This is a genomic window from Pseudomonas sp. WS 5027 (assembly GCF_012985695.1).
Lineage (GTDB): Bacteria > Pseudomonadota > Gammaproteobacteria > Pseudomonadales > Pseudomonadaceae > Aquipseudomonas > Aquipseudomonas hygromyciniae.
Genome location: NZ_JAAQWU010000005.1, coordinates 202,114 through 221,224, shown reverse-complemented (window position 1 = coordinate 221,224; position 19,111 = coordinate 202,114). Strand labels below are relative to the sequence as shown.

At 61.6% G+C, this 19,111-nt stretch carries 19 protein-coding genes and 2 pseudogenes; 14 read left to right on the top strand and 7 right to left on the bottom strand.

From position 1 onward, the window contains the following. Window positions 1-24 precede the first annotated feature (24 nt). From HBO09_RS08995 to gspK, 3 genes are all read right to left on the bottom strand, one after another. Window positions 25-336, bottom strand: a complete 312-nt coding sequence (locus tag HBO09_RS08995; RefSeq protein WP_169992918.1) for a hypothetical protein — start codon at window positions 334-336, stop codon at window positions 25-27. Window positions 337-346: 10 nt separating this feature from the next. After that, window positions 347-2,176, bottom strand: coding sequence for a hypothetical protein (locus HBO09_RS08990; RefSeq protein WP_169992920.1), 1,830 nt, complete (start codon window positions 2,174-2,176; stop codon window positions 347-349). Between the two features lie 199 nt (window positions 2,177-2,375). Beyond that, a complete protein-coding gene (gspK, locus tag HBO09_RS08985) occupies window positions 2,376-3,341 on the bottom strand; it encodes a type II secretion system minor pseudopilin GspK (RefSeq protein WP_169992922.1) in 966 nt (321 codons plus the stop codon). 161 nt (window positions 3,342-3,502) lie between these two features. Between gspK and tatA the strand changes: the two genes are divergently transcribed. The 12 genes from tatA to HBO09_RS08925 all read left to right on the top strand — a co-directional run bounded on the left by tatA (window position 3,503) and on the right by HBO09_RS08925 (window position 14,883). Continuing rightward, window positions 3,503-3,718 (top strand): twin-arginine translocase TatA/TatE family subunit, encoded by a 216-nt coding sequence (gene tatA / locus HBO09_RS29175; RefSeq protein WP_169992924.1) that lies wholly within the window; start codon window positions 3,503-3,505, stop codon window positions 3,716-3,718. Continuing rightward, the gene (gene tatB / locus HBO09_RS08975) at window positions 3,718-4,014 is read left to right on the top strand and encodes a Sec-independent protein translocase protein TatB (protein WP_169992926.1); all 297 of its coding nucleotides are present in this window, start codon (window positions 3,718-3,720) and stop codon (window positions 4,012-4,014) included. Before tatA ends, tatB begins: the two co-directional genes overlap by 1 nt. Continuing rightward, window positions 4,011-4,775, top strand: coding sequence for a twin-arginine translocase subunit TatC (tatC, locus tag HBO09_RS08970; RefSeq protein ID WP_169992928.1), 765 nt, complete (start codon window positions 4,011-4,013; stop codon window positions 4,773-4,775). The genes tatB and tatC overlap by 4 nt, the downstream gene beginning before the upstream one ends. 92 nt (window positions 4,776-4,867) lie before the next feature. Then, window positions 4,868-5,380: a MarR family transcriptional regulator gene (locus HBO09_RS08965; RefSeq protein WP_169992930.1), complete on the top strand. Its 513-nt coding sequence runs from the start codon at window positions 4,868-4,870 to the stop codon at window positions 5,378-5,380. Window positions 5,381-5,430: 50 nt separating this feature from the next. Further along, window positions 5,431-6,360 carry a GNAT family N-acetyltransferase gene (locus tag HBO09_RS08960; protein WP_169992932.1) on the top strand — a complete coding sequence of 310 codons (930 nt, stop codon included), beginning with the start codon at window positions 5,431-5,433 and terminating at the stop codon, window positions 6,358-6,360. A 34-nt stretch (window positions 6,361-6,394) separates the two neighbouring features. After that, window positions 6,395-7,261 (top strand): class I SAM-dependent methyltransferase, encoded by an 867-nt coding sequence (locus HBO09_RS08955; RefSeq protein WP_169992934.1) that lies wholly within the window; start codon window positions 6,395-6,397, stop codon window positions 7,259-7,261. Further along, the gene (locus HBO09_RS08950; RefSeq protein WP_169992936.1) at window positions 7,251-8,888 is read left to right on the top strand and encodes an FAD-binding oxidoreductase; all 1,638 of its coding nucleotides are present in this window, start codon (window positions 7,251-7,253) and stop codon (window positions 8,886-8,888) included. Before HBO09_RS08955 ends, HBO09_RS08950 begins: the two co-directional genes overlap by 11 nt. Next, complete coding sequence (locus tag HBO09_RS08945; RefSeq protein ID WP_169992938.1) at window positions 8,885-9,649, top strand: hypothetical protein; 765 nt, start codon at window positions 8,885-8,887, stop codon at window positions 9,647-9,649. Before HBO09_RS08950 ends, HBO09_RS08945 begins: the two co-directional genes overlap by 4 nt. Before the next feature lie 19 nt (window positions 9,650-9,668). Beyond that, window positions 9,669-10,310: a peroxiredoxin-like family protein gene (locus tag HBO09_RS08940; protein WP_169992940.1), complete on the top strand. Its 642-nt coding sequence runs from the start codon at window positions 9,669-9,671 to the stop codon at window positions 10,308-10,310. Between the two features lie 63 nt (window positions 10,311-10,373). Next, window positions 10,374-12,044 (top strand): tryptophan 7-halogenase, encoded by a 1,671-nt coding sequence (locus HBO09_RS08935; protein WP_169992943.1) that lies wholly within the window; start codon window positions 10,374-10,376, stop codon window positions 12,042-12,044. Between the two features lie 5 nt (window positions 12,045-12,049). Then, window positions 12,050-13,522 (top strand): amidase, encoded by a 1,473-nt coding sequence (locus tag HBO09_RS08930; protein WP_262381202.1) that lies wholly within the window; start codon window positions 12,050-12,052, stop codon window positions 13,520-13,522. 23 nt (window positions 13,523-13,545) lie between these two features. After that, the gene (locus tag HBO09_RS08925; protein ID WP_169992947.1) at window positions 13,546-14,883 is read left to right on the top strand and encodes a cation:proton antiporter; all 1,338 of its coding nucleotides are present in this window, start codon (window positions 13,546-13,548) and stop codon (window positions 14,881-14,883) included. Between the two features lie 51 nt (window positions 14,884-14,934). Here the strand turns inward: HBO09_RS08925 and HBO09_RS28865 are convergent. The 3 genes and pseudogenes from HBO09_RS28865 to ycaC form a co-directional block, all read right to left on the bottom strand. Continuing rightward, window positions 14,935-15,024, bottom strand: a pseudogene (locus HBO09_RS28865) (outer membrane lipoprotein carrier protein LolA); the annotation flags it as partial. A gap of 58 nt (window positions 15,025-15,082) precedes the next feature. Beyond that, window positions 15,083-15,172, bottom strand: a pseudogene (locus HBO09_RS28860) (outer membrane lipoprotein carrier protein LolA); the annotation flags it as partial. 24 nt (window positions 15,173-15,196) lie between these two features. Next, window positions 15,197-15,823, bottom strand: coding sequence for an isochorismate family cysteine hydrolase YcaC (gene ycaC, locus HBO09_RS08920; protein WP_169992949.1), 627 nt, complete (start codon window positions 15,821-15,823; stop codon window positions 15,197-15,199). Between the two features lie 250 nt (window positions 15,824-16,073). Here ycaC and HBO09_RS08915 point away from each other — a divergent pair, with 250 nt between their 5' ends. Together HBO09_RS08915 and HBO09_RS08910 are read left to right on the top strand one after the other, a co-directional pair. Continuing rightward, window positions 16,074-16,991: a LysR substrate-binding domain-containing protein gene (locus HBO09_RS08915; RefSeq protein ID WP_169992951.1), complete on the top strand. Its 918-nt coding sequence runs from the start codon at window positions 16,074-16,076 to the stop codon at window positions 16,989-16,991. Between the two features lie 88 nt (window positions 16,992-17,079). Continuing rightward, window positions 17,080-17,601: a ClbS/DfsB family four-helix bundle protein gene (locus HBO09_RS08910; RefSeq protein ID WP_169992953.1), complete on the top strand. Its 522-nt coding sequence runs from the start codon at window positions 17,080-17,082 to the stop codon at window positions 17,599-17,601. A gap of 99 nt (window positions 17,602-17,700) precedes the next feature. Here HBO09_RS08910 and HBO09_RS08905 read toward each other — a convergent pair whose 3' ends face one another. Continuing rightward, a complete protein-coding gene (locus HBO09_RS08905) occupies window positions 17,701-19,101 on the bottom strand; it encodes a PLP-dependent aminotransferase family protein (RefSeq protein ID WP_169992955.1) in 1,401 nt (466 codons plus the stop codon). Window positions 19,102-19,111 lie beyond the last annotated feature (10 nt).

Sequence of the window (19,111 nt, the reverse complement as noted above, 5' to 3'; positions counted from 1 at the left end):
CCCGCTCGCCACAAGGTAGCGACTTTACTTTATGAAGTTTCCACGTGCTTTGAAGATATAAAAGAAACCCACTCCAGTAGCACCTTGCGGGGATAACGAACAGTCACTGTCGACGCTAAGCCGGTCCCAGGACGCCAGTCCCTTCGTCCCCGCATTCACCGCCTTCTGCTCAGCGTCCTGCTTTGCGCGATTACAACCCTCTACAGGATTCGGTGGGTTTATCGCTCCTGCGGCGATTGCAGCAACGCCTTCGAACTTCAGCGTATCCGCGCTCGCCATCGCAATAGTGCTGGCAACCAATGTCAGCGCAACCAACGTATCTCTAAGAAAAGGCATGTTGTTCTCCTTAACACCAAGGCAGACAGATGCGTTTGCCAGCCACCGACCCAACCTGAAGCGGCCTTGGCTTTGGAAGCAATTGCCCCGGGTTGTTGAAGATCGAGTTGTTCCCACCCCAGAACTGGCCCGGGTTTCTGGCGAAAGAATTTGATCCCCCCAAAATCTGATGGGGATGCCTTACAAACGAGTTGTCGCCGCCCCATATCTGATCAGGATTATTAATCACTGAACCGGAGCCGCCAGCAATCTGCCCCATGTTGCGAGCGACCCAGCCGTTTCGACCGACTAGATCATTGGAGTCGCCAAAACAGCCATCACCTCCGACACCATCAGCAAGGCACTTGGTAAGTTCCCGCACGGTGAGCCGGGACGCCATGCAGCCAGCTGCCGCGTAGGGCTGCCCCCCACTAGAAACGATGCACTGGACCGCAATTTGCTGTTCTGGATTGAGCTGCATCTTGAACATATTGGCGCCTGCGCAAGTCGCCGCCAGGGAAATATCACCCTGTGCCTGCGCCGCGCACTGTATTGCAACCTGCTGCTCCCGACTTAACTTGCCCCCCAACAGCTTGTTGGCTGAACAGCTTGCAAATTTTGAAGTATCCCCCGCGGAACTGGCCGCGCAATTGAGTACTGCCTGCTCATTGGGGCCCAGACTATTACCCACAAAAGCAGAGCCCGCACAGGCGGCAACGTCGTCGATGTCACCACGGCTCTGCATGGCGCAGCGGGCCAGGATCCGTTGCTCGTCGGACATTTTTATGCCCACGTTGGGCGCTGCGCAGCTGGCGAACGCGGCTGCATCCGCAGACTCGACAGCGCAATCAACCACCGCTTTCTGCTCCTGGGAAAAGACACGCGTTGACGCACATGTCGCGAACTTTGCGGGGTCACTGTTTGCGTTCGAGGCACAGTTCAGTATCGCCTTCTCGTCGCTGTTCAGAGCTCTGTCCACCAGCGCTGAACCCACGCACGCTTTGAATTGCTCTTCGCTTCCATTTGCGCCCATTGCGCAACCAACAAGCTTGCGTTGATCAGCAGAAATCTTGATGCCCAGTTTTGGCGCTGCACAATAGGCGAACCTTTGGGTGTCGTTGGACTTGACGGCGCAATCAAGCAGAGCCTGCTGGTTGGCCGGGAGAACGATCTTCTGGCCAGTGCATATGGCAAACGCAGCCACATCAACCTTCACCTGCCTGGCACACGCAGCGGCAATTTTCGCAGGGTCGCTCACCCCTGCCGGCAACACAAACGAACCGGGCGCAGGTAAGACGCCCATTCGATCTAGGCTCGATTGCCCGGCAAGCGTGCACGGTATCTGACCAAAAGGTCCCTGGCACAAAGGCCCGCCATTCTGATCCCCTGGGGTTCCTACCACCCGCACTGCCCTGGGATCTATCTGCTGGTTGGGATCAACGCCGAGCTGCGCCTGCATCAAGTAATCGCGCAGCGCTTCACAAGGCGCAGGTCCGAACGGCCCCACACACACGTTGCCGACTTGTTGCAGCTGGAACTCTTGCGCAGCAACTTGGCGCACTGCCAGGAACCATGCGATTTGCTGGCAGGTTGCATTCCCAAGTGGCCCATTGCAGATGGGCCCAAAATAGGGATCCATACCGACCACGGGTAAGTTGATCGTTGCGGCAAGCTGTTGGACCTTGATGAAGCGCCGGACATCATCGCAAGGCCCCGGTCCTAAAGGCCCGGCACAGATGGGGCCGAAGACCGGGTCGATGTGTACGACTACAAGAGGTGGGGACGAGCCGGCGACTGCATGGCCAACCCAGAAAAGACACAGCGTAAGAAGATAGGTGATGCAGGGCATAAGAGCGCGCATAAGACTGTCCTAATTAGTCTTTTTAAGCCCTATGCAAAAATTTACGACTACCCCGCAGGCTCTCTTCCAGATCGAGTTGAGCGAGCGAACGCAAGCGCAGGGTCCGTTCTTTGAATCGATGATGCTTACTTAACTGAGGTATAGACGTTCCACACACAGACGAGTTAATAACCGACGAACGTAATAATGGGTGGGCTTTTCATAGTGGCAACGGCTCCCGCGAGCGCAACAGCATGCCCTGCGCCGGCACCCGCGCATGCCATTTCACCACGCCCAGGGCTTCGACACGGTACTGGCTGCGAAAGCGCTGGCCATCCAGGTCAACCTCCAGTTGCAACAGGAAGTGGTCACCGTTGAGCTGCAATCCTTCGCTCAGCCGCTCGAACATCGCATCATCCACCGCCCCCAGGGCCTGGCGCAGTTCGCCCGCATCACGATAACCCCCTGCCGGGCGGGCGCTAATCAGCCGGGTCAGCACCGAACGCGAGACCTCACCTTCATACAACGCATCCAGCAGCGGGAGCATGTCCAGGTTCAGTGCATTGGCGTTCAGCCGCCAGCCAGCGGTCTCGTCCAGGCTGCATAGCTGCGGGTAGCGCACGGCCCGTAGCGCGTCGGGCACCGCCAGCAGGTTCAGCTCGCTGATATCGCGCATGCGTTGATTGGCCGCCAGGCGCGGTGGTGATTGACGCAGGTATTCGTTGCTTTCGGCACCTTGCAGGCGGGTCTGTTGGTCGGCGTCAAGCCAGTCGGCCAGGGTCTGGGCCAAGCGCTCGGCGGCCATGTCGGCGCCCAGCAGATGCACCAACTGACGCTGGGCACGTTCGGCTTCCGGGCCGATCAGGGCGTTGACGTTGAAACAGGTGTGCAGGTCGCGAATCTGGATGCTTGCCTTGCCACCCTTGAAGTCATAAGCCAACGGTTGCCCGCGCATGGCCTGCCAGAACAATGGGCTGGCGCGCCACAACGGGTCTTGCAGGGCCTGTTCGGTAAAGGCCAGTGCCGCCCGTTCGATCGCCCGCGCCTGTACGCGCTGCTGCACCAAACGCACGCTATCGACCTGCTGGCGCCCCTGCTCGACCATCCAGGCCATGCCGCCCGCGAGCATGGCCAGGGCCACCAGCACCATCAACAACGCCGCGCCCTGCTGCCGCTTCTTATCCATTGCCCCGCCGCCTTTTATGTAGAACCTGGCGACAGTCAACACACCGGATGTTTCAACCAGGTGGCAGGCTCACACAATTCCCGCAAAAACGTCACCGCTCCGTCATAAAGCCTCGGCAAACTGCGCCTTCATATTTCAAATCAATGGCTTGGAGTGTCGGTATGGGTGGTATAGGGATTTGGCAACTGGTCATCGTGCTGCTGATCGTGGTGATGCTGTTCGGTACCCGGCGCCTCAAGGGCCTGGGCAGCGATGTGGGTGAGGCCATCAAGGGTTTTCGCTCCTCCATGGGCAACGAAACTGGCGCCCAGACGGCAGAAAAGACCAGCCTTGAGGTGCAAGCCGAGCCTCAGCGATCTGCAGACAGCAAACACTGATGTTCGATATCGGTTTTAGCGAACTGCTGCTGGTGGGCCTGGTGGCCCTGCTGGTGTTGGGCCCCGAGCGCCTGCCGATTGCCGCGCGCAATGCCGGGCTGTGGCTGGGCCGCGCCAAGCGGGCGATGAATACGCTCAAGGCCCAGGTCACTCAGGAACTGGACCACGAACACCTGTTGCAGAGCATCGATCAGCAACCCTTGCGGCAACTGGAGCAGCAACTGCGCGACGGCATCCGCCTGGACGCCGCACCGCCACCAGAAACCACCACTTCCCCAGGACAACCTGCCCCATGAGCGACCTGCCCTTGCCTACCCCGCGTCTGTCGGTGACGGGCCACCTGACCCGGTTGCGCTCGCGCCTGGTGCGCTGCGTCCTGGCGATCCTCCTGGTGTTTTGCGCCCTCTTCCCTTTTGCCCAGCAACTGTACAGCTTTGTCTCGCAACCGTTGCGCGACTTCCTGCCCAGCGGCGCAACCATGATCGCCACCGGGGTGACCTCGCCGTTTCTGGCGCCGCTCAAGTTGACCATGATGATCGCCCTGTTCATCAGCATGCCGCTGTTGCTGCACCAGGCCTGGGGCATGATTGCGCCGGCAGTGTACCGCCAGGAACGCCGCACCGCCGCCTGGTTGCTGGCCGCCAGTGTGGTGCTGTTTTACGCGGGCATGGCGTTTGCGTTTTTCCTAGTGTTCCCGATGATGTTCGGCTTCTTTACCAGCGTGACTCCGGATGGCGTGGCGATGATGACCGATATCGCCCTGTACCTGGATTTCATCCTCGCGCTATTGCTGGCGTTCGGCCTGGCATTTGAAATCCCGGTGGCCACCTTTCTGGTGATCTGGGCCGGGATCACGGACGTGCAGACCCTGCAAAAAAGCCGGCCGTATGTGATCGTCGGCTGCTTTGTGGTGGGCATGCTGCTGACCCCACCGGACGTGTTTTCGCAAACCATGCTGGCGGTGCCGATGTGGGTTCTGTTTGAGCTGGGGTTGTTGGCCAGCCGGTCCGTGAGCAAGCCGCGCACAGAGGCGCCGGAGCCTGATACGGCGGGCTGATTACGCTGTACCCCAGCGCGCACTGACAGCGGCGCGCCTCGCCAAATAAACAAAATGTTGACTTAGTAAGGCGCCAAGATAAACTGCGCCTTATGAATATTTTAGAGAACAAACACCACATCATGCTCCGCGAGCTTGATGGGGTGCCAGCCGAGGTCAGGGACAGCGTCAAGCTGTGCTTCGAGCTGCTGTCGGCCGCGGCCGCGATCAATCGTGTGTGTGCCATCCGCCTGGCTCGCTACAACCTGTCGGAGGGCCGCTTCGTCATCATGCTCACCCTCAAGAGCGCCGGCGGGAAGCTGTCGCCCCTGGAGTTGGCGACGCGTCTGTCGATTACCACCGGCACCGTCACCGGCTTGCTCGATGGGCTGCAGGGCGACGGGTTTATCAAGCGCAAGACCGACCCGACCGACCGACGCAAGCTGATCATCACGCTAACTGCCGACGGCAAGCGCGTGGTCGATGAGGTGTTTGCCGAACACACCGATTGGATCAGCGGCATCATCCAGGGCTTGAGCCTTGAGCAGCGCCAGGCGTTGTCCGAGTCGATCTATTGCATCTCGGCCAGCCACGCGCTGTCCCAGCAACTGCCGGATGAGCATTAGGCCCGGGGTTCAATTGCTTCAATCGCGGTAGTCACACAAGGAGGTGTTTGATGCTGCACAGTCAACGAGTGATGACCAATTTCGGCAGGAAGCCACGGATCCACAGTGGCGTCGATGTCATCCGCCACAGCGTGGTTTCCCTGGAACGCTACATCCCTCCCACGCTTTACCGGCGCTTGTTTATCAAGCGTATCGCCCGTCACCCCCTGGCCATCGAAGGCTTTGAGTTTCGCCCGGTGCAAAGCCTGTTCGAACTGGAAGAGGCCTTGCGCCTGGTCAACGACAGCTATGCACGGCGCGGTATCTCCACGGTGTGCCGGGCCGGCATGCGCTTTTCGGCGTTCCACCTGTTGCCGGGCACCACCACCTTTGTGGCGATCAAGGATCAACAGATCGTCGGCACCGTCTCGTTGATCGAAGATTCCATGCTCGGTTTGCCCCTGGAAGAAGTCCATGGCAACGAGGTCGTCATGCAGCGCCTGGCCGGCGGCCGGCTGGCAGAGGTCGGCACTCTGGCGGTGGCCGCAGGTTATCGGGGCAAAGGGGTGCCCTTGATGCTCTACAACGCGATGTTTCGCTGGGCCATGCATTTTCGCGGGGTACAGCGGCTGCTGATCGCCGTGCATCCGCGGGCGGGGGCGTTTTATCGCAATGTATTGTTCTTTTCCCCCATGGGCCGGGTGCAGCCCTACACCAAGCTAAACAACGCCCTGTCGCTGCCCTTGTGTCTGGATCTGGGCAACGCGCCGGCAATTTTCCAGCAGGCTTATCAGCGCCCTGCCCTGGGGTTTGCCGTCGAAGGCCAGCGCACGCATTTCTTCGATTTTTTCTGCCGCAGTGACTACGCCCATATCCGCCTGCCCGCCACCGGCAGCGTACGCCGCTGGGACGCACAAGAAGTGCTGACCCATATGGCGCGCTGTGGCGTGCACGGCCGAAACCTGTCGCCACGGGTCCAGCGAGCACTGGCCCTGGCGTAAGCACGTTCAAACGTCATTTCATGGAGGAAGCAGTATGGACAGCGGATTGCTGCGCGCGATATTCAGGGAAATAACGATCAAGCAACCGTTCGAGCGCATACCCGAACCGGCCTTGGTCATGGAGGAACAGCAGAGTGTGGCGTCTTATGCCGACAGTGCCGCCCAGGGCCAGGCCTTGTCCGGCACCCACCTTTATCACTGTGCGCAGATGTGCGCGCTGATCAAGCCCGGCGATGTGGTGCTGGACATCGGCTGCGGCCCGGCAGCCCTGTTGCTGCAAGTCGCACGGCTCAACCCACGGGCCGAATTCATCGGCATGGACCTGTCGCAGAATATGCTCGAGGTGGCGCGTGAAGCGTGTCACCAACAAGGCATCGACAATGTACAGCTGATTGAAGATGACATGACCCGGCTCAGCATGATCGCTGACCGCAGCGTGGATGTGGTGATCTCGTCGATGGCCCTGCATCACCTGGAAAACCTCGGCCAGCTGGAAGGCACTTTTCGCAATATCTCCCGGGTACTGCGCAATGACCGGGCGATTTACCTGAATGACTTCGGGCGCCTGAAAAGCATCGAGTCCGTCGACTACTTTGTCGAACGCGCCAGCGACGGCGCGGACGCGGATACCCTGCTGGACTATCGCAACTCACTGCTCGCGGCGTTCTCGCTGGAAGAGTTCCAGACCCTGGCCGCCAGTTACCTGGGCCCGTGCGCCAAGGTCTACAGCACCGCGTTCAGCCCGTTGATGATGGTGATTCGTACGCCCAAGCGGCGCTGCGTGAAAGTAATGAAGCCTGAGTTCCGCCGCCGCTACAGCGCGCTGCCCGCCAGTCGCCAGGCGGATGTGAACCAGTTGCGCCTGTTCCTGCGCCTGGGAGGCTTGGCCAGTGCCTTTTGAGCCCGCCCACCTGACACTTGCCCAGCAGCAATGGCGCGAGGTGCTCGGTGACGCGGGTGTGCGCGTCGACCCGGCAAGCATCGAGCGTTTCGGGCAAGACACCATGTGCTCCCCCGCGTATGCCAGGGTGGTGATTGCGCCGCGCTCCACCGAGCAAGTGTCGGCGTGCATGGAGATCGCGCGGCGCTATGGGGTTGCCGTGCATCCGATCAGCACCGGACACAACTGGGGCTACGGCAGCGCCTCGACCACCGACGCCCACTGTGTGTTGATGGACTTGTCCGGGATGGACCGGATTCTGGGGTTCGATGAAGAACTGTCGGTAGTGACCCTTGAGCCTGGGGTGACCCAGGGCGACCTCGCCCGCTATCTGCAGGAACACAACCTGCCGTGGCTGACACCCGTCACCGGCGCGGGCCCGACCTGCAGCGTGCTGGGCAATGCACTGGAGCGCGGTTTTGGCATCACCCCCCATACCGACCACTTTCAGGCGGTACTCGGCATCGAAGCGGTGCTGGCCGACGGGACGCTGTACCGCTCGCCAATGGCCCTGGGGGTCACCGCGCCCTGCTTCAAATGGGGTGTGGGGCCGTACCTGGACGGCCTGTTCAGCCAAAGCGGGCTGGGCGTGGTGACGCAAATGTCGATTGCCCTGGTGCGCAAGCCAGAAGTTATCCAGCCGTTCTATTTCTGGGTGGATGAAGAACAAGGGCTGGAAGCAGCCTTGGCAGGTATCAAGCGCATGCTGGACCTGGCCCCCGGGCAGATCGGCGGCATCAACCTGATGAACCGTACGCGGCTGTTGACCATGGCCAGTGAGAACGCCCAGGTGGTGGGCCTGAGTGAAGCGCAGCAACGGGCCGCCGCCGATGCCCTGGGCCTGCCCGCGTGGATGGGCGTGGGTTCGATCTATTGCCAGAAGGCCCAGCACGCCCCGCTCAAACGCATGATCAGCCGTGAACTTGAGGCTTTCGCCAGCAAATCGCTGTTCAAGACCCGGGGTCAATTGACTGCGGTCAGGCGCCTGCTGGGCCATCTGCCCGGCGGCTGGTCGCGGCGCTGGCAGCGGACCCTGGACAAAATGCTGCAAGGCATCGACCTGATGGAAGGCCAACCCAGCGAAGTGGCCCTACCGCTGGCCTACACCGCCGGCGCCAAGCCGCTGCCCGATGCGCCACTGAACCCTGCGCGAGATAACTGCGGGCTGATCTGGTACGCCCCGATCCTGCCGCTGAAGATCCAAGAGGTCGCCGACTTTGTGCGCGCCATGGAGCGTCGTTGCCGCCAGCAGCAAATGCCTTGCCCGGTGACGCTGACCAGCCTGTCGAGCCGTGCCATCGACTGCACAGTGCCACTGCTGTTCGACCGTGCCGATGCCCAGGCGTCGAACCGCGCCCATGAGTGCTATCGCCAGCTGTTCGCCCACGGCAAGGCACAGGGCGTATTGCCGTATCGCGTGCCCACCCGCTTCATGCACTTGTTGACCGACTCCCAGGGGCCTGCCTGGCAGCTTGGGGCGCGGATCAAGACAGCACTGGATCCGGACAACCTACTTTCACCGGGGCGCTACTGCGCCGCAAACCCAACGCCTGACCAGGCCAAGACCGCGTCGGTGGTATCGATATGAGTGAAGAACGCAAAGACCTGATCGACCAGGGCCGCCTGGCCACCCGCAATCTGGGCGAATGCCTGGCCGTTGACCAGATAGCGCTGGCAACGGCCCTTGGCGCGCAGTTGGAGCCGTCCCTGGCGCAAGCACTGCGCAACGCAGCCCAGGCCGGCCAGGCCCTGGGCATCTCCAAGAAAGTCGCCGCTCTGGGCCTGGCGCTGGGGCAGTGGCTGGAAAGCGCCGCCCTACCCCTGCGCGAGCAGACCTGGGGCCTGCTGCTGGAGCATCCGTCGGACACCGTGCGCAGTTGGGCGGCCTTTGCCAATGCCTATTGCCAACGCAACAGCGAACTGGAACAGGCTTTGCTGAGCCAGTTCCGGTTCGCCACCGACCCACATTTTGGCGTGCGCGAATGGGCCTGGATTGCCTTGCGACCGCTGCTGGTCCAGGACCTGACGGGCGCGCTGGAACTGCTACGCCGCCATGCCCGCAGCGATGACCCGCTGATCCGCCGTTTCTGCGTTGAAATCCTGCGCCCGCGTGGGGTCTGGTGTGAACACATCGCCTCGCTCAAAACCGAACCGCAGATGGCCGAACCGTTGCTGATTGCCATGCTCGATGAAACCGACAAATACGCCCAGGACTCGGTGGCCAACTGGATCAACGACGCCAGCAAGACCCGCCCGGAATGGGTGCAGCATTTGTTCGAGCGCCACCCACCCAGCGGCAAGGCCGCCACCAGGATTTTTACCCGGGCTACCCGCAGCCTTTCTCAATAGACGTGAACAGGAGTCACCCATGTCGCTCAAGGACAAGCTACAAACCGTCAAGGACCAGATGGCCCAGTTGCCTGCCGAGGTCCTGCACAAGTTCCAGGCGTCACTGCAGACGCTGCTCGACAGCCATCTGGTCGACAAGGCCCTGAAGGCCAACGACAAGGCGCCCCTGGCGGTGCTCAAGGATGCTGACGAACAGGATGTGGACCTGCGCCAACTGCTGGATAAAGGCCCATTGGTGCTGGTGTTCTACCGAGGCCTGTGGTGCCCCTTTTGCGGCCAGGCGTTGACCGCCTACCAGCAGATGGTCGCGGACCTGGCCGCCTCGGGTGCCACCCTGGTGGCGGTGTCGCCACAAACGCCAGAGTTCTCGCACAAGACCCGCGAGGCCCTCGGCATCGAATACCTGTTGCTCAGCGATGCCGACAACCAACTGGCGCGCCAGTACGGCATCGTATTCAAGCTCGAAGACGAACTGGCTGAGGTCTACCGCTCCCTGGGCGCCGACCTCGCGCAGTTCAACGGCTCCGACGCCCTGACCTTGCCCATGGCCAGCGCCTTTGTGATTGGCCAGGACGGGCTGATCCGCGCCGCCTTCGTCAACGTGGACTACTCGCAACGGGTAGAGCCACAGCAATTGATCACGGCCGCCAGCCGCGCATAACCGGCAACCCTCGCCGAAGGCAGCCACGCCTTTGGCGAACCCACTTGTTCAGGGACTGACGACATGAAACGAATCGCAATCATGGGGGCCGGCGTAGCCGGTCACCTGGCCGCGCTGTACTTCAAAAAAAGGCTACCGGGTGTCGAAGTCATCCTGATCGGGCGCCCGGACCGCAAGCGCCCGATCGTCGGCGAGTCCACGGTCGAGTTGACCACCCACTTCTTCAAGGGCCTGGGGCTGGGGCGCCTGCTGGAAGAAAAGCACTACCACAAGTACGGCCTGACCTATTACCTGAAGCTGCGCAACAACCCCGAGTGCCGCAACTACGTGGTGCACGAGGCACCGGGCGTGATCCGCATGCCGGCCTACAACCTCAACCGTTTCAGCTTCGACAAGGACCTGCGCCAGATTGTCGGTGATCACCAGATCCACATGATTGAGGCCGATGTCACCGCCGTCGACCTCAATGCCGGTGAGCACGCCACCCACCTGCTGACCCTGCGCAGCGCCGCCGATGAGCAACAGCAACTGACCGCCGATTGGGTAGTGGACGCCACCGGCCGCAATCGCTTCATGGCGAAAAAGCTCAAGCTGCACAAAGAGGCCACGTACCAGCGCAGCACCTTCTGGCTCAGGCTCAAGGACTTCGACCGCAGCATCTTGTCCAGCATCACCGCGCACAAGGACAAGCATCATTGCTACGACCCGTACTACGTGACTCATCATTTTTATGGCAAGGGCTACTGGATCTGGATGATCCCGATGCGCAGCGATGACGGCAACGAGATGATCAGCATCGGCATCACCTACCGGCCGGACATGATCGAGCAGAAAATCAGCACCCTGGAGGCCTTCAAGGAAAAGGTCATGGCCGACCATCCGGTGATTACCGAGTTGATCGAGTCGGGCCAACTGGTCGATACCCAGGCCATGCACAACTACATGTACGAGGCGCGGCAATACTACTCGACCGAGGGCTGGTTCCTGCTGGGCGACGCGGCCTTTACCTTCGACCCGGCCAACAGCGCCGGGCTGGCCTATGTGGCGCAGCAGATCCCGCAAGTCGCGGCGATGATCGAGAAGGATATCCACGGCAGCCTGACCCCCGCCTACGTCAATTGCCTGGAATCACACATCCAGGCGCAACTGGCCCTGCAGGACACCTGGAGCAAGTGGTACGAGGTGATGGACGACCCGTTCATGATGGGCTGGACCCTGCTGTTCGCCAACATGGCGTACTTCCATGTGGTGCTACCGATGTACATGACCGGGGATTTTCTCGATGGTCATCAGGCCCAGCAGTTTGCTGACCTGCTGCCGCGCTACACCCGCGAGATGCAACCGTCGCCCCTGCCGTTTGCCTGCCTGCTGCAAGAGATCCGCCGCTCCAACCCGGGCTTGAGCCCGACGATGATGCCCAACCTCTACTCGCGCACCATCAACTTCGACCTGTACAAGGCGGAAAACCGCGCACGGCCGATCTACGCGTCCAACTACTACTTGCGTTCGGCCCTGCTGCGGGTGCGGCTGATGAAAATGGTCAAGTGGTCGCTGTCCGCGCGTCACCTCACGTTGTTGCTGCGCCATGGCTGTGGCGTCGTGCAGGACCTGGCGCGGGCTGCGGTCCTGCGTCTGCGGCCTTCTCTGTTCTACAAATATGGCGAGTCGCCGGAGCTGCTCAAGTCGCCGTTTGGCAAGGAAGGTGGCTTCCTCGACCTGGTACGTCGCGGATGAACGGCATGGCGCAGGTCCGGGCAGACCTGCTGGAACTGAGTGCCGTGCAACTGGCGTGGCTGATCCGCGGCAAGCAGATATCGCCGGTGGAGCTGATCGAGCAGTGCATTGCGCGCCTGGAGCAGGTCCAGCCGCTATGCAATGCCATGGCGGTCGACCTGTTCGAGGCGGCCCGCGACGCCGCCCGCCGGGCCGAAGAGGATGTGCTCAAGGGTCGGCCATTGGGGCGCTTGCACGGTGTGCCCTTCTCCATGAAGGAAGGCCTGGGTCTTGCGGGGCAGCCCAAGACCTGCGGTTCACGCCTGCGCAGCAACACCCGCGCCCGCAGCACCGCCACGGTCGCCACGCGGCTGATGGCAGCCGGCGCTATCCCGCTGGCCCTGGGCAATCAGGCAGAGATGGCGCTGTGGCCCGAAACGGACAATCTGGTGTATGGCCGCACACTCAACCCCTACGACCCCTCACGCACCGCCGGTGGCAGCAGCGGCGGTGACTCTGTGATGGTGGCCAGCGGATGCGTGCCCTTTGCCCTGGGCACCGACGGCGGCGGCTCGATCCGCATCCCGGCGGCGTTCAATGGGATCTTTGGTTTGAAGCCGTCGCGGGGGCTGGTGCCGCTGAGCGGGCATCTGCCGCTGGATGAGCAGCGAGTGTCACTGCCGGAATCCCAAGCCATTGCCAGCCACTTCGCCGCCGGCCCCTTGTGCCGGTATGCAGAGGACCTGGGCGCAGTACTGGCGGTCATCGCCGGCAGCGACGGCATCGACCGCAATATCCACTCGGGCTATCAACAACCGCCCCAGGCCACGACGCTCAAGCGCGTATTCGTCTGCCTGCCGGCCCCTCTCAAATGGGGTACGCCAGTCTCGCCCGCCGTGACTGCTGCGGTGATCGAGACCGGCCAGCGTTATGCCGACCAGGGCGTGGCGGTACACGCCTGGAATGAAGGCTGTTTAACCAACGCCTTTTTTATCTGGCTGGCCGTCCTCAAGTGCGAGACCCGCATTCACCTGGCCGACTACCTCGGGGATGGGCAGCCACTGAACTATCCACGGGCGTTGTATGCCGCCCTGACCAGCAAGCCGCAGTTTTCCAAGGGCCCACTGCTCGCCAGCCTGATGGACAGCTGCGGCGATCGACTGGGTAACCCGGGGTTCTCGCGGTTCTTGAAGCAGCGCGATCACCTGCAGCAGGCTCTGGCCGGGCTGTTCGACGGCCAGAGCATTCTGGTATTGCCGGCCACCCCAAGCGTGGCGCCGGCCCATGGCAGCGCCCTGAAGCGCCCGTTCGATATCGGCTATTGCGCGCTGTTCAATGTTCTCGGTTTTCCGGCCCTTTGCGTGCCCACCGGGCGCCTCGACCAGGGCTGCCCGGTGGCCGTGCAACTGGTGGCCGGCCTGGGCCAAGACGGGTTGTTACTGGAAGCGGCGCGCTTTCTGGAAATGGAATTCGGCGGCTGGCGCAAGCCCCCGCTCTAACACTTCAAGCACTAGGACACCCCATGCAAACCAACACCAGCGCTATCACGCTACAACCCCCTGCGCCTGCGGGCGGGCAATCGGCCGTAGGTTCCCAGGCCGAGCACTTGACCTTGTTGTTCCTGATCCAACTGATCGTGATTTTCAGCGCCAGCCGCTTGATCTCCTGGCTCAGCACCCGCTGCCTGGGGCAAACCCCGGTGGCCGGGGAGATTCTCGCCGGACTGGTCCTGGGCCCGAGCCTGCTGGGCTATTTTTTCCCGGAACTGCTGAGCAGTATCTTTGTGCCGCAAACCTCCACCGCCTTTGTCGCCACGGCCCAGGTCGGCCTGATTCTGCTGATGTTCCAGGTGGGCCTGGAATTTGAATTCGGCGCCCACCTCAAGGGGCGTAAGCGCTCGATCATGGCCATCAGCCTGGGTGGACTGCTGGTGCCGTTTGCCAGTGGTTTCCTGGTGGCCGAGTACTTTTGGCAACAGATCGTCGGCGACAAGCCACCGCTGCTGGCCTTCCAACTGTTTTTTGCCACGGCGTTGTCGATCACTGCCCTGCCGATCCTCGGGCGGATCTTCATGGAACTGGGGCTGTCCCGCTCCCGCGTGGCCACCCTGACGATTGGCGCGGCGGTCATCGATGATGTGTGCGGTTGGCTGATCCTTGGCGGGGTGACGTCGATCATCGCGTCCAACTTCAGCGTGTGGGCCTCCCTGGGCAGAATCCTCGCGCTGGCCGTGTTTATCGTGTTGGTACTGTGGGTGGTGCGGCCCCTGGTGCTGCGCTGGATCATCGGCGACCTGGAGCGCAAACCGCTGTCGGCCCAGGGCATATCGCTGATGCTGATCGTGCTGTTTGGCAGTGCGGTGATTACCAACCTGATCGGCGTATTTTCGATCATCGGCGGCTTTATCATCGGCGTCGCCCTGCACACCCACCGGCCCTTTGTCACACAGTGGAATGCCAAGGTCAGTGGCCTGGTGAATGCGTTTTTCCTGCCGGTGTTCTTTGCCTACACCGGCCTGCGCACCGACATCGGCTCACTCAACGGCGACACGGCGCTGCTCAATTGCTTTTTGGTGTGCCTGGTGGCGTTCGCCAGCAAATTTTTCGGCGCCTATGGCGCCAGCCGCTGGCTGGGCGAAACACCGCGCAACAGCGCGCTGATCGGCGTGTGCATGAACACCCGGGCGCTGATGGAATTGGTGGTGCTTAACGTGGGCTATGACCTGGGCGTGTTGCCCAAGGAGTACTTCACCATGCTGGTGATCATGGCCATTATCAGCACCTTTATCGCCTCGCCCCTGATCCGCCTGCTGACGAGCGAAGAGCGACGCGTGCCGGTGGGCCAGCCTGCGGTGAAATAATTTGGGCCAGGGCGATGCCGGGTGAATACCGACAGACGTTCCAACCCCGCCCACTGTAGGAGCGAGCTTGCTCGCGAAAAGCCCGAGGGCAACGCGGGGAGTCAGGTTGCCCGCGTTATCGTTGACGACCTTCGCGAGCAAGCTCGCTCCTACAAGGGGCTTTGGGCCTGGGCGACACTAGGTGAATACCGGCAGGCACCACTGTAGGAGCGAGCTTGCTCGCGAAAAGCCCGAGGGCAACACGGGGAGTCAGGTTCCCCGCGTTATCGTTGACGATTTTCGACAGCAAGCCGGCGCCTACAGGCGGTGGGGGCTATTTGCCCTCGGTCAGCGCGTTGTAGCTGGTGAACAGGTTGCGATAGTCCGGGATGTGGTTGGAGAACAACGCCCCCAGGCCTTCGATATCGTTGCGCCAGTCGCGGTGCAGCTCACAGGCCACGCCAAACCAAGTCATCAACTGCGCGCCGCTGGACGACATGCGGTCCCAGGCCGATTTCTGGGTCATCTCATTGAAGGTGCCGGAAGCATCGGTCACCACAAACACTTCATAGCCTTCGGCCAGGGCCGAGAGTGCCGGGAACGCCACGCACACCTCGGTCACTACGCCCGCGATGATCAGTTGCTTCTTGCCGGTGGCCTTGATGGCCTTGACGAAGTCTTCGTTGTCCCAGGCGTTGATCTGACCCGGGCGGGCAATGTACGGCGCGTCCGGGAACAGGGCCTTGAGCTCGGGCACCAGGGGGCCGTTGGGGCCGGTTTCGAAGCTGGTGGTGAGGATGGTCGGCAGCTTGAAGTACTTGGCCAGGTCAGCCAGGGCCAGGACGTTGTTCTTGAACTTGTCGGGCTCGATGTCGCGGACCAGCGACAGCAAGCCAGCCTGATGGTCAACCAGCAGGACAGCTGCGTTGTCTTTGTCCAAGCGAACGTAGGGTTTAGGCATCATGAAGCTCCTGGTAAAAAGTGCTTCCCGAAATGGGCCGCACTGCAAAGAGTCAACGGTGTTTAGTTGCGCTGGGAGTCTAGCTCGTCATAAGTGAACCACTTTCACTGACAAAACCCGCCGATTGAGAGTCCTCGCGTATCCCGCCGATGGTTGTAGGAAAAAGCCAGGGCCCCACTTTAGTCATCACACTAGGTGCTCGGTAGTGGTTGAATTAAACTTCAGAATCTCAAAAATGGAACGGTCTCCCATGTTCGACCTGAATGAACTCTTCCTCTACGCCAAGGTGGTTGAGCATGGCGGCTTCGCGGCGGCCGGTCGGGCGCTGAACATGCCCAAGTCAACGTTGAGCCGCCGGGTCAGCCAGCTTGAAGCGCGGCTGGGGGCACGACTGATCCAGCGCTCCACCCGTCAATTCCAGGTCACTGACATTGGCCTGGCCTACTACCGCCACTGCGTGGCAATGACCGCCGAGGCAGAATCTGCCGAAGAACTGATCGCCTTCAACAAAGCAGAGCCGCGCGGAGTGATTCGCCTGAGCTGCACCACCGCGCTGCTCAATTACTGGGTGGCGCCGATGCTGGGCCAGTTCATGGCCCAGTGCCCCAGCGTCGAACTCAACGTGAAGAGCTTCAACCGTAAGGTCGATGTGATCAGCGAGGGTTATGACATTGCACTGAACCTGTGCTTTCCTCCCCTGGAAAGCAGTGACCTGGTGATGAAGTTGCTCGCCAGGAGTCCCCAGGTGCTGGTAGCGACCCCGGCGTTTTTGCAGGAGCATCCACTGCCCCTACTCCCCGCCGACTTATCAGGACTGCCGACCATCACTTGGGGCAACCCGATGCTGCAGTACGTCTGGGGGCTGAGCGGGCCAGCAGGCATAACGGCTGAGATCAGCCACGCGCCGCGATTGATCAGCGATGACATGCCCACCCTGAAAAGCGCGGCGCTCCTGGGCGTAGGGATCGCCAACCTGCCGTTGGCGGTGGTCAAGGATGAGATAAAAGATGGCCGTCTGGTCCGCTTGCTCCCTGAATGGCAACCCACCGAAGGCGTGATCAGCGCCGTCTTCCCTTCACGGCGTGGACTGTTACCGTCGGTGCGGACCTTGATCGACTTTCTGGCCCAGGCGTTTGAGGCACAACAACAAAGCCAGGCTACTGAATAGTCAGTTCGCCGGTCACTCGCCCCAAATAGTGGATACCCGTGCTGGAAATATTTCTGGCGACTTAGCTTTTTTACATGACAGGTGAAGCATGGCGGTCCCTCAAAACAAACAAGAGCTGCTCGATGCCATCAATACCCGCTACGAAAAACTGCTCAGCGTCATCAAACAAGTGCCGATGCACCGGGTCAACGAATGCAGCCTGGAGGGACACGCCAAGGGAACGCAGATGAGCGTTGCCAATCTGCTCGCCTACCTGGTGGGCTGGCACGAGTTGGTGCTCAAGTGGCTGGACGCAGACGCCGCTGGCAACGCCATAGACTTCCCGGACACCGGCTTCAAGTGGAACCAGTTGGGCCAGCTTGCACAGAAGTTCTACCGCGACTACGAGGGCATCGCTTTTGAGCCACTGCTGGATCGACTCGACACAGCAAAGCAGCGGATCGTCTCCATCATCCAGAGCCGCGACAATGCCGAGCTGTATGAATGCCCGTGGTACGAGCACTGGACGATGGGGCGGATGATCCAGTTCAACACCGCGTCACCTTATGACAATGCACGCGGGCGCTTGGGAAAATGGCTGAAAGCACAGGGCCTGCTGCCAATATCTTAAAAGCTGGAACCCGCGTTTAACGCTCACACACCTGGATCGACTCCACTTTGCAAGCAACCAGGCCCATCGGAACGCGCTGAATCCCTCGTGTGCACAAACCTAGAAAACCTGAGCCAATCGACGTGCCAGCGTCGCCGCCTGTTCAGCAGTGGCGATGTTGGTAAAGCCCAGTACCAACCCGTGCCTGGGCGTGGCCTCCAGGTACCACTGTGACAGCGGCTCGACAGCGATGCCAATGGCCCGGGCACGCTGGGCCAGTTCAACATCATTGCCGTCGCGCAGGCCTGCAATCAGGTGCATGCCGCCGGCCTGGGGGTTGATCGACAGGCGTTCGCCAAACTGTTGCTGCAGCGCCGCGACCAACCACTGGCGGCGGCGGGCGTAAAGGGTGCGCATTTTTTTCAGGTGCCGTGCGAAGTGCCCCTCGTAGAGGAACGCACTGACGGTCGCCTGGAGGAGTTGCGGGCAGTGGTTATGCAGACGATCCGCCTGACGGGCGAAGGCATCGCTCTGCGCATCCGGCACCACCAGATAGGCCAGGCGCAGGCCTGGGAACAACACCTTGCTGAAGGTCCCGGTGTAGAGCACGCGGCCCTGCTGGTCCAGGCTTTTGAGCGCGGGCAAGGGCCTGCCCTGATAGCGATACTCACTGTCGTAATCATCCTCGATGATCCAACTGCCCTGGCGATTGGCCCAGTCCAAGAGCGCCAACCGACGCGGCAGTGACAGCGACACCCCCAGCGGGCTCTGATGGGCCGGCGTGACGACGGCAAAGCGCGCATCCGGGCAGCGTGCAATGCCTTGGGCGACGTCAAACCCCTGGTCATCCACGGCAACCGGCACCAACTGCGCGCCGGCTTCCAGTAACGCGTTGCGCGCCATGAAATAGCCGGGCTCTTCCAACCAGCAGCGATCACCGGGATGCATCAGCGTGTGGCTGATCAGGTCCAGGCAGGCGCGATAGCCCGCGCACACGAACACCTGCTCCGGGCGGCAGGTAATCCCCCGGGAAATCCCCAGGTAGGTGGCAATGGCCGTGCGCAAGGGTGCGTGGCCACGCGGGTCCGGGTACACCAGCCCCTCGAGGCCAGCCTGGCGCAATTGCCGGCCCGCCAGCCGGGTCCAGAGCTTACGGGGAAAGGCATCGAGTGCGGGCAGGCCCATCTGCAGTGCGAGCGGCAGCGCCCCGCTATGATTGGACAAGTACTGCGCCGCAACAGGCGGCGCGTGGACTATGGACGAGGAAACCGCAGCCAGTTGCGGGGTGACAATCGTCCCAGCAGCTCCCCGAGCAATCAGGTAGCCCTCCCCGATCAGCAGTTGGTAAGCCGCTTCTACCGTCCCACGCGCCAGGTTCAACTGCGCCGCCAACGCGCGAACGGCCGGCACACGATCCCCTGGGCGCAGGCGGCCATCGGCAATGGATTCGCGAAACCGCAGGTAAAGCTGGCGATAGATCGGCGCGCTCTGGCTTCGGTCGAGGGTGAAGGGAGGAATCATGGCCTAGTCA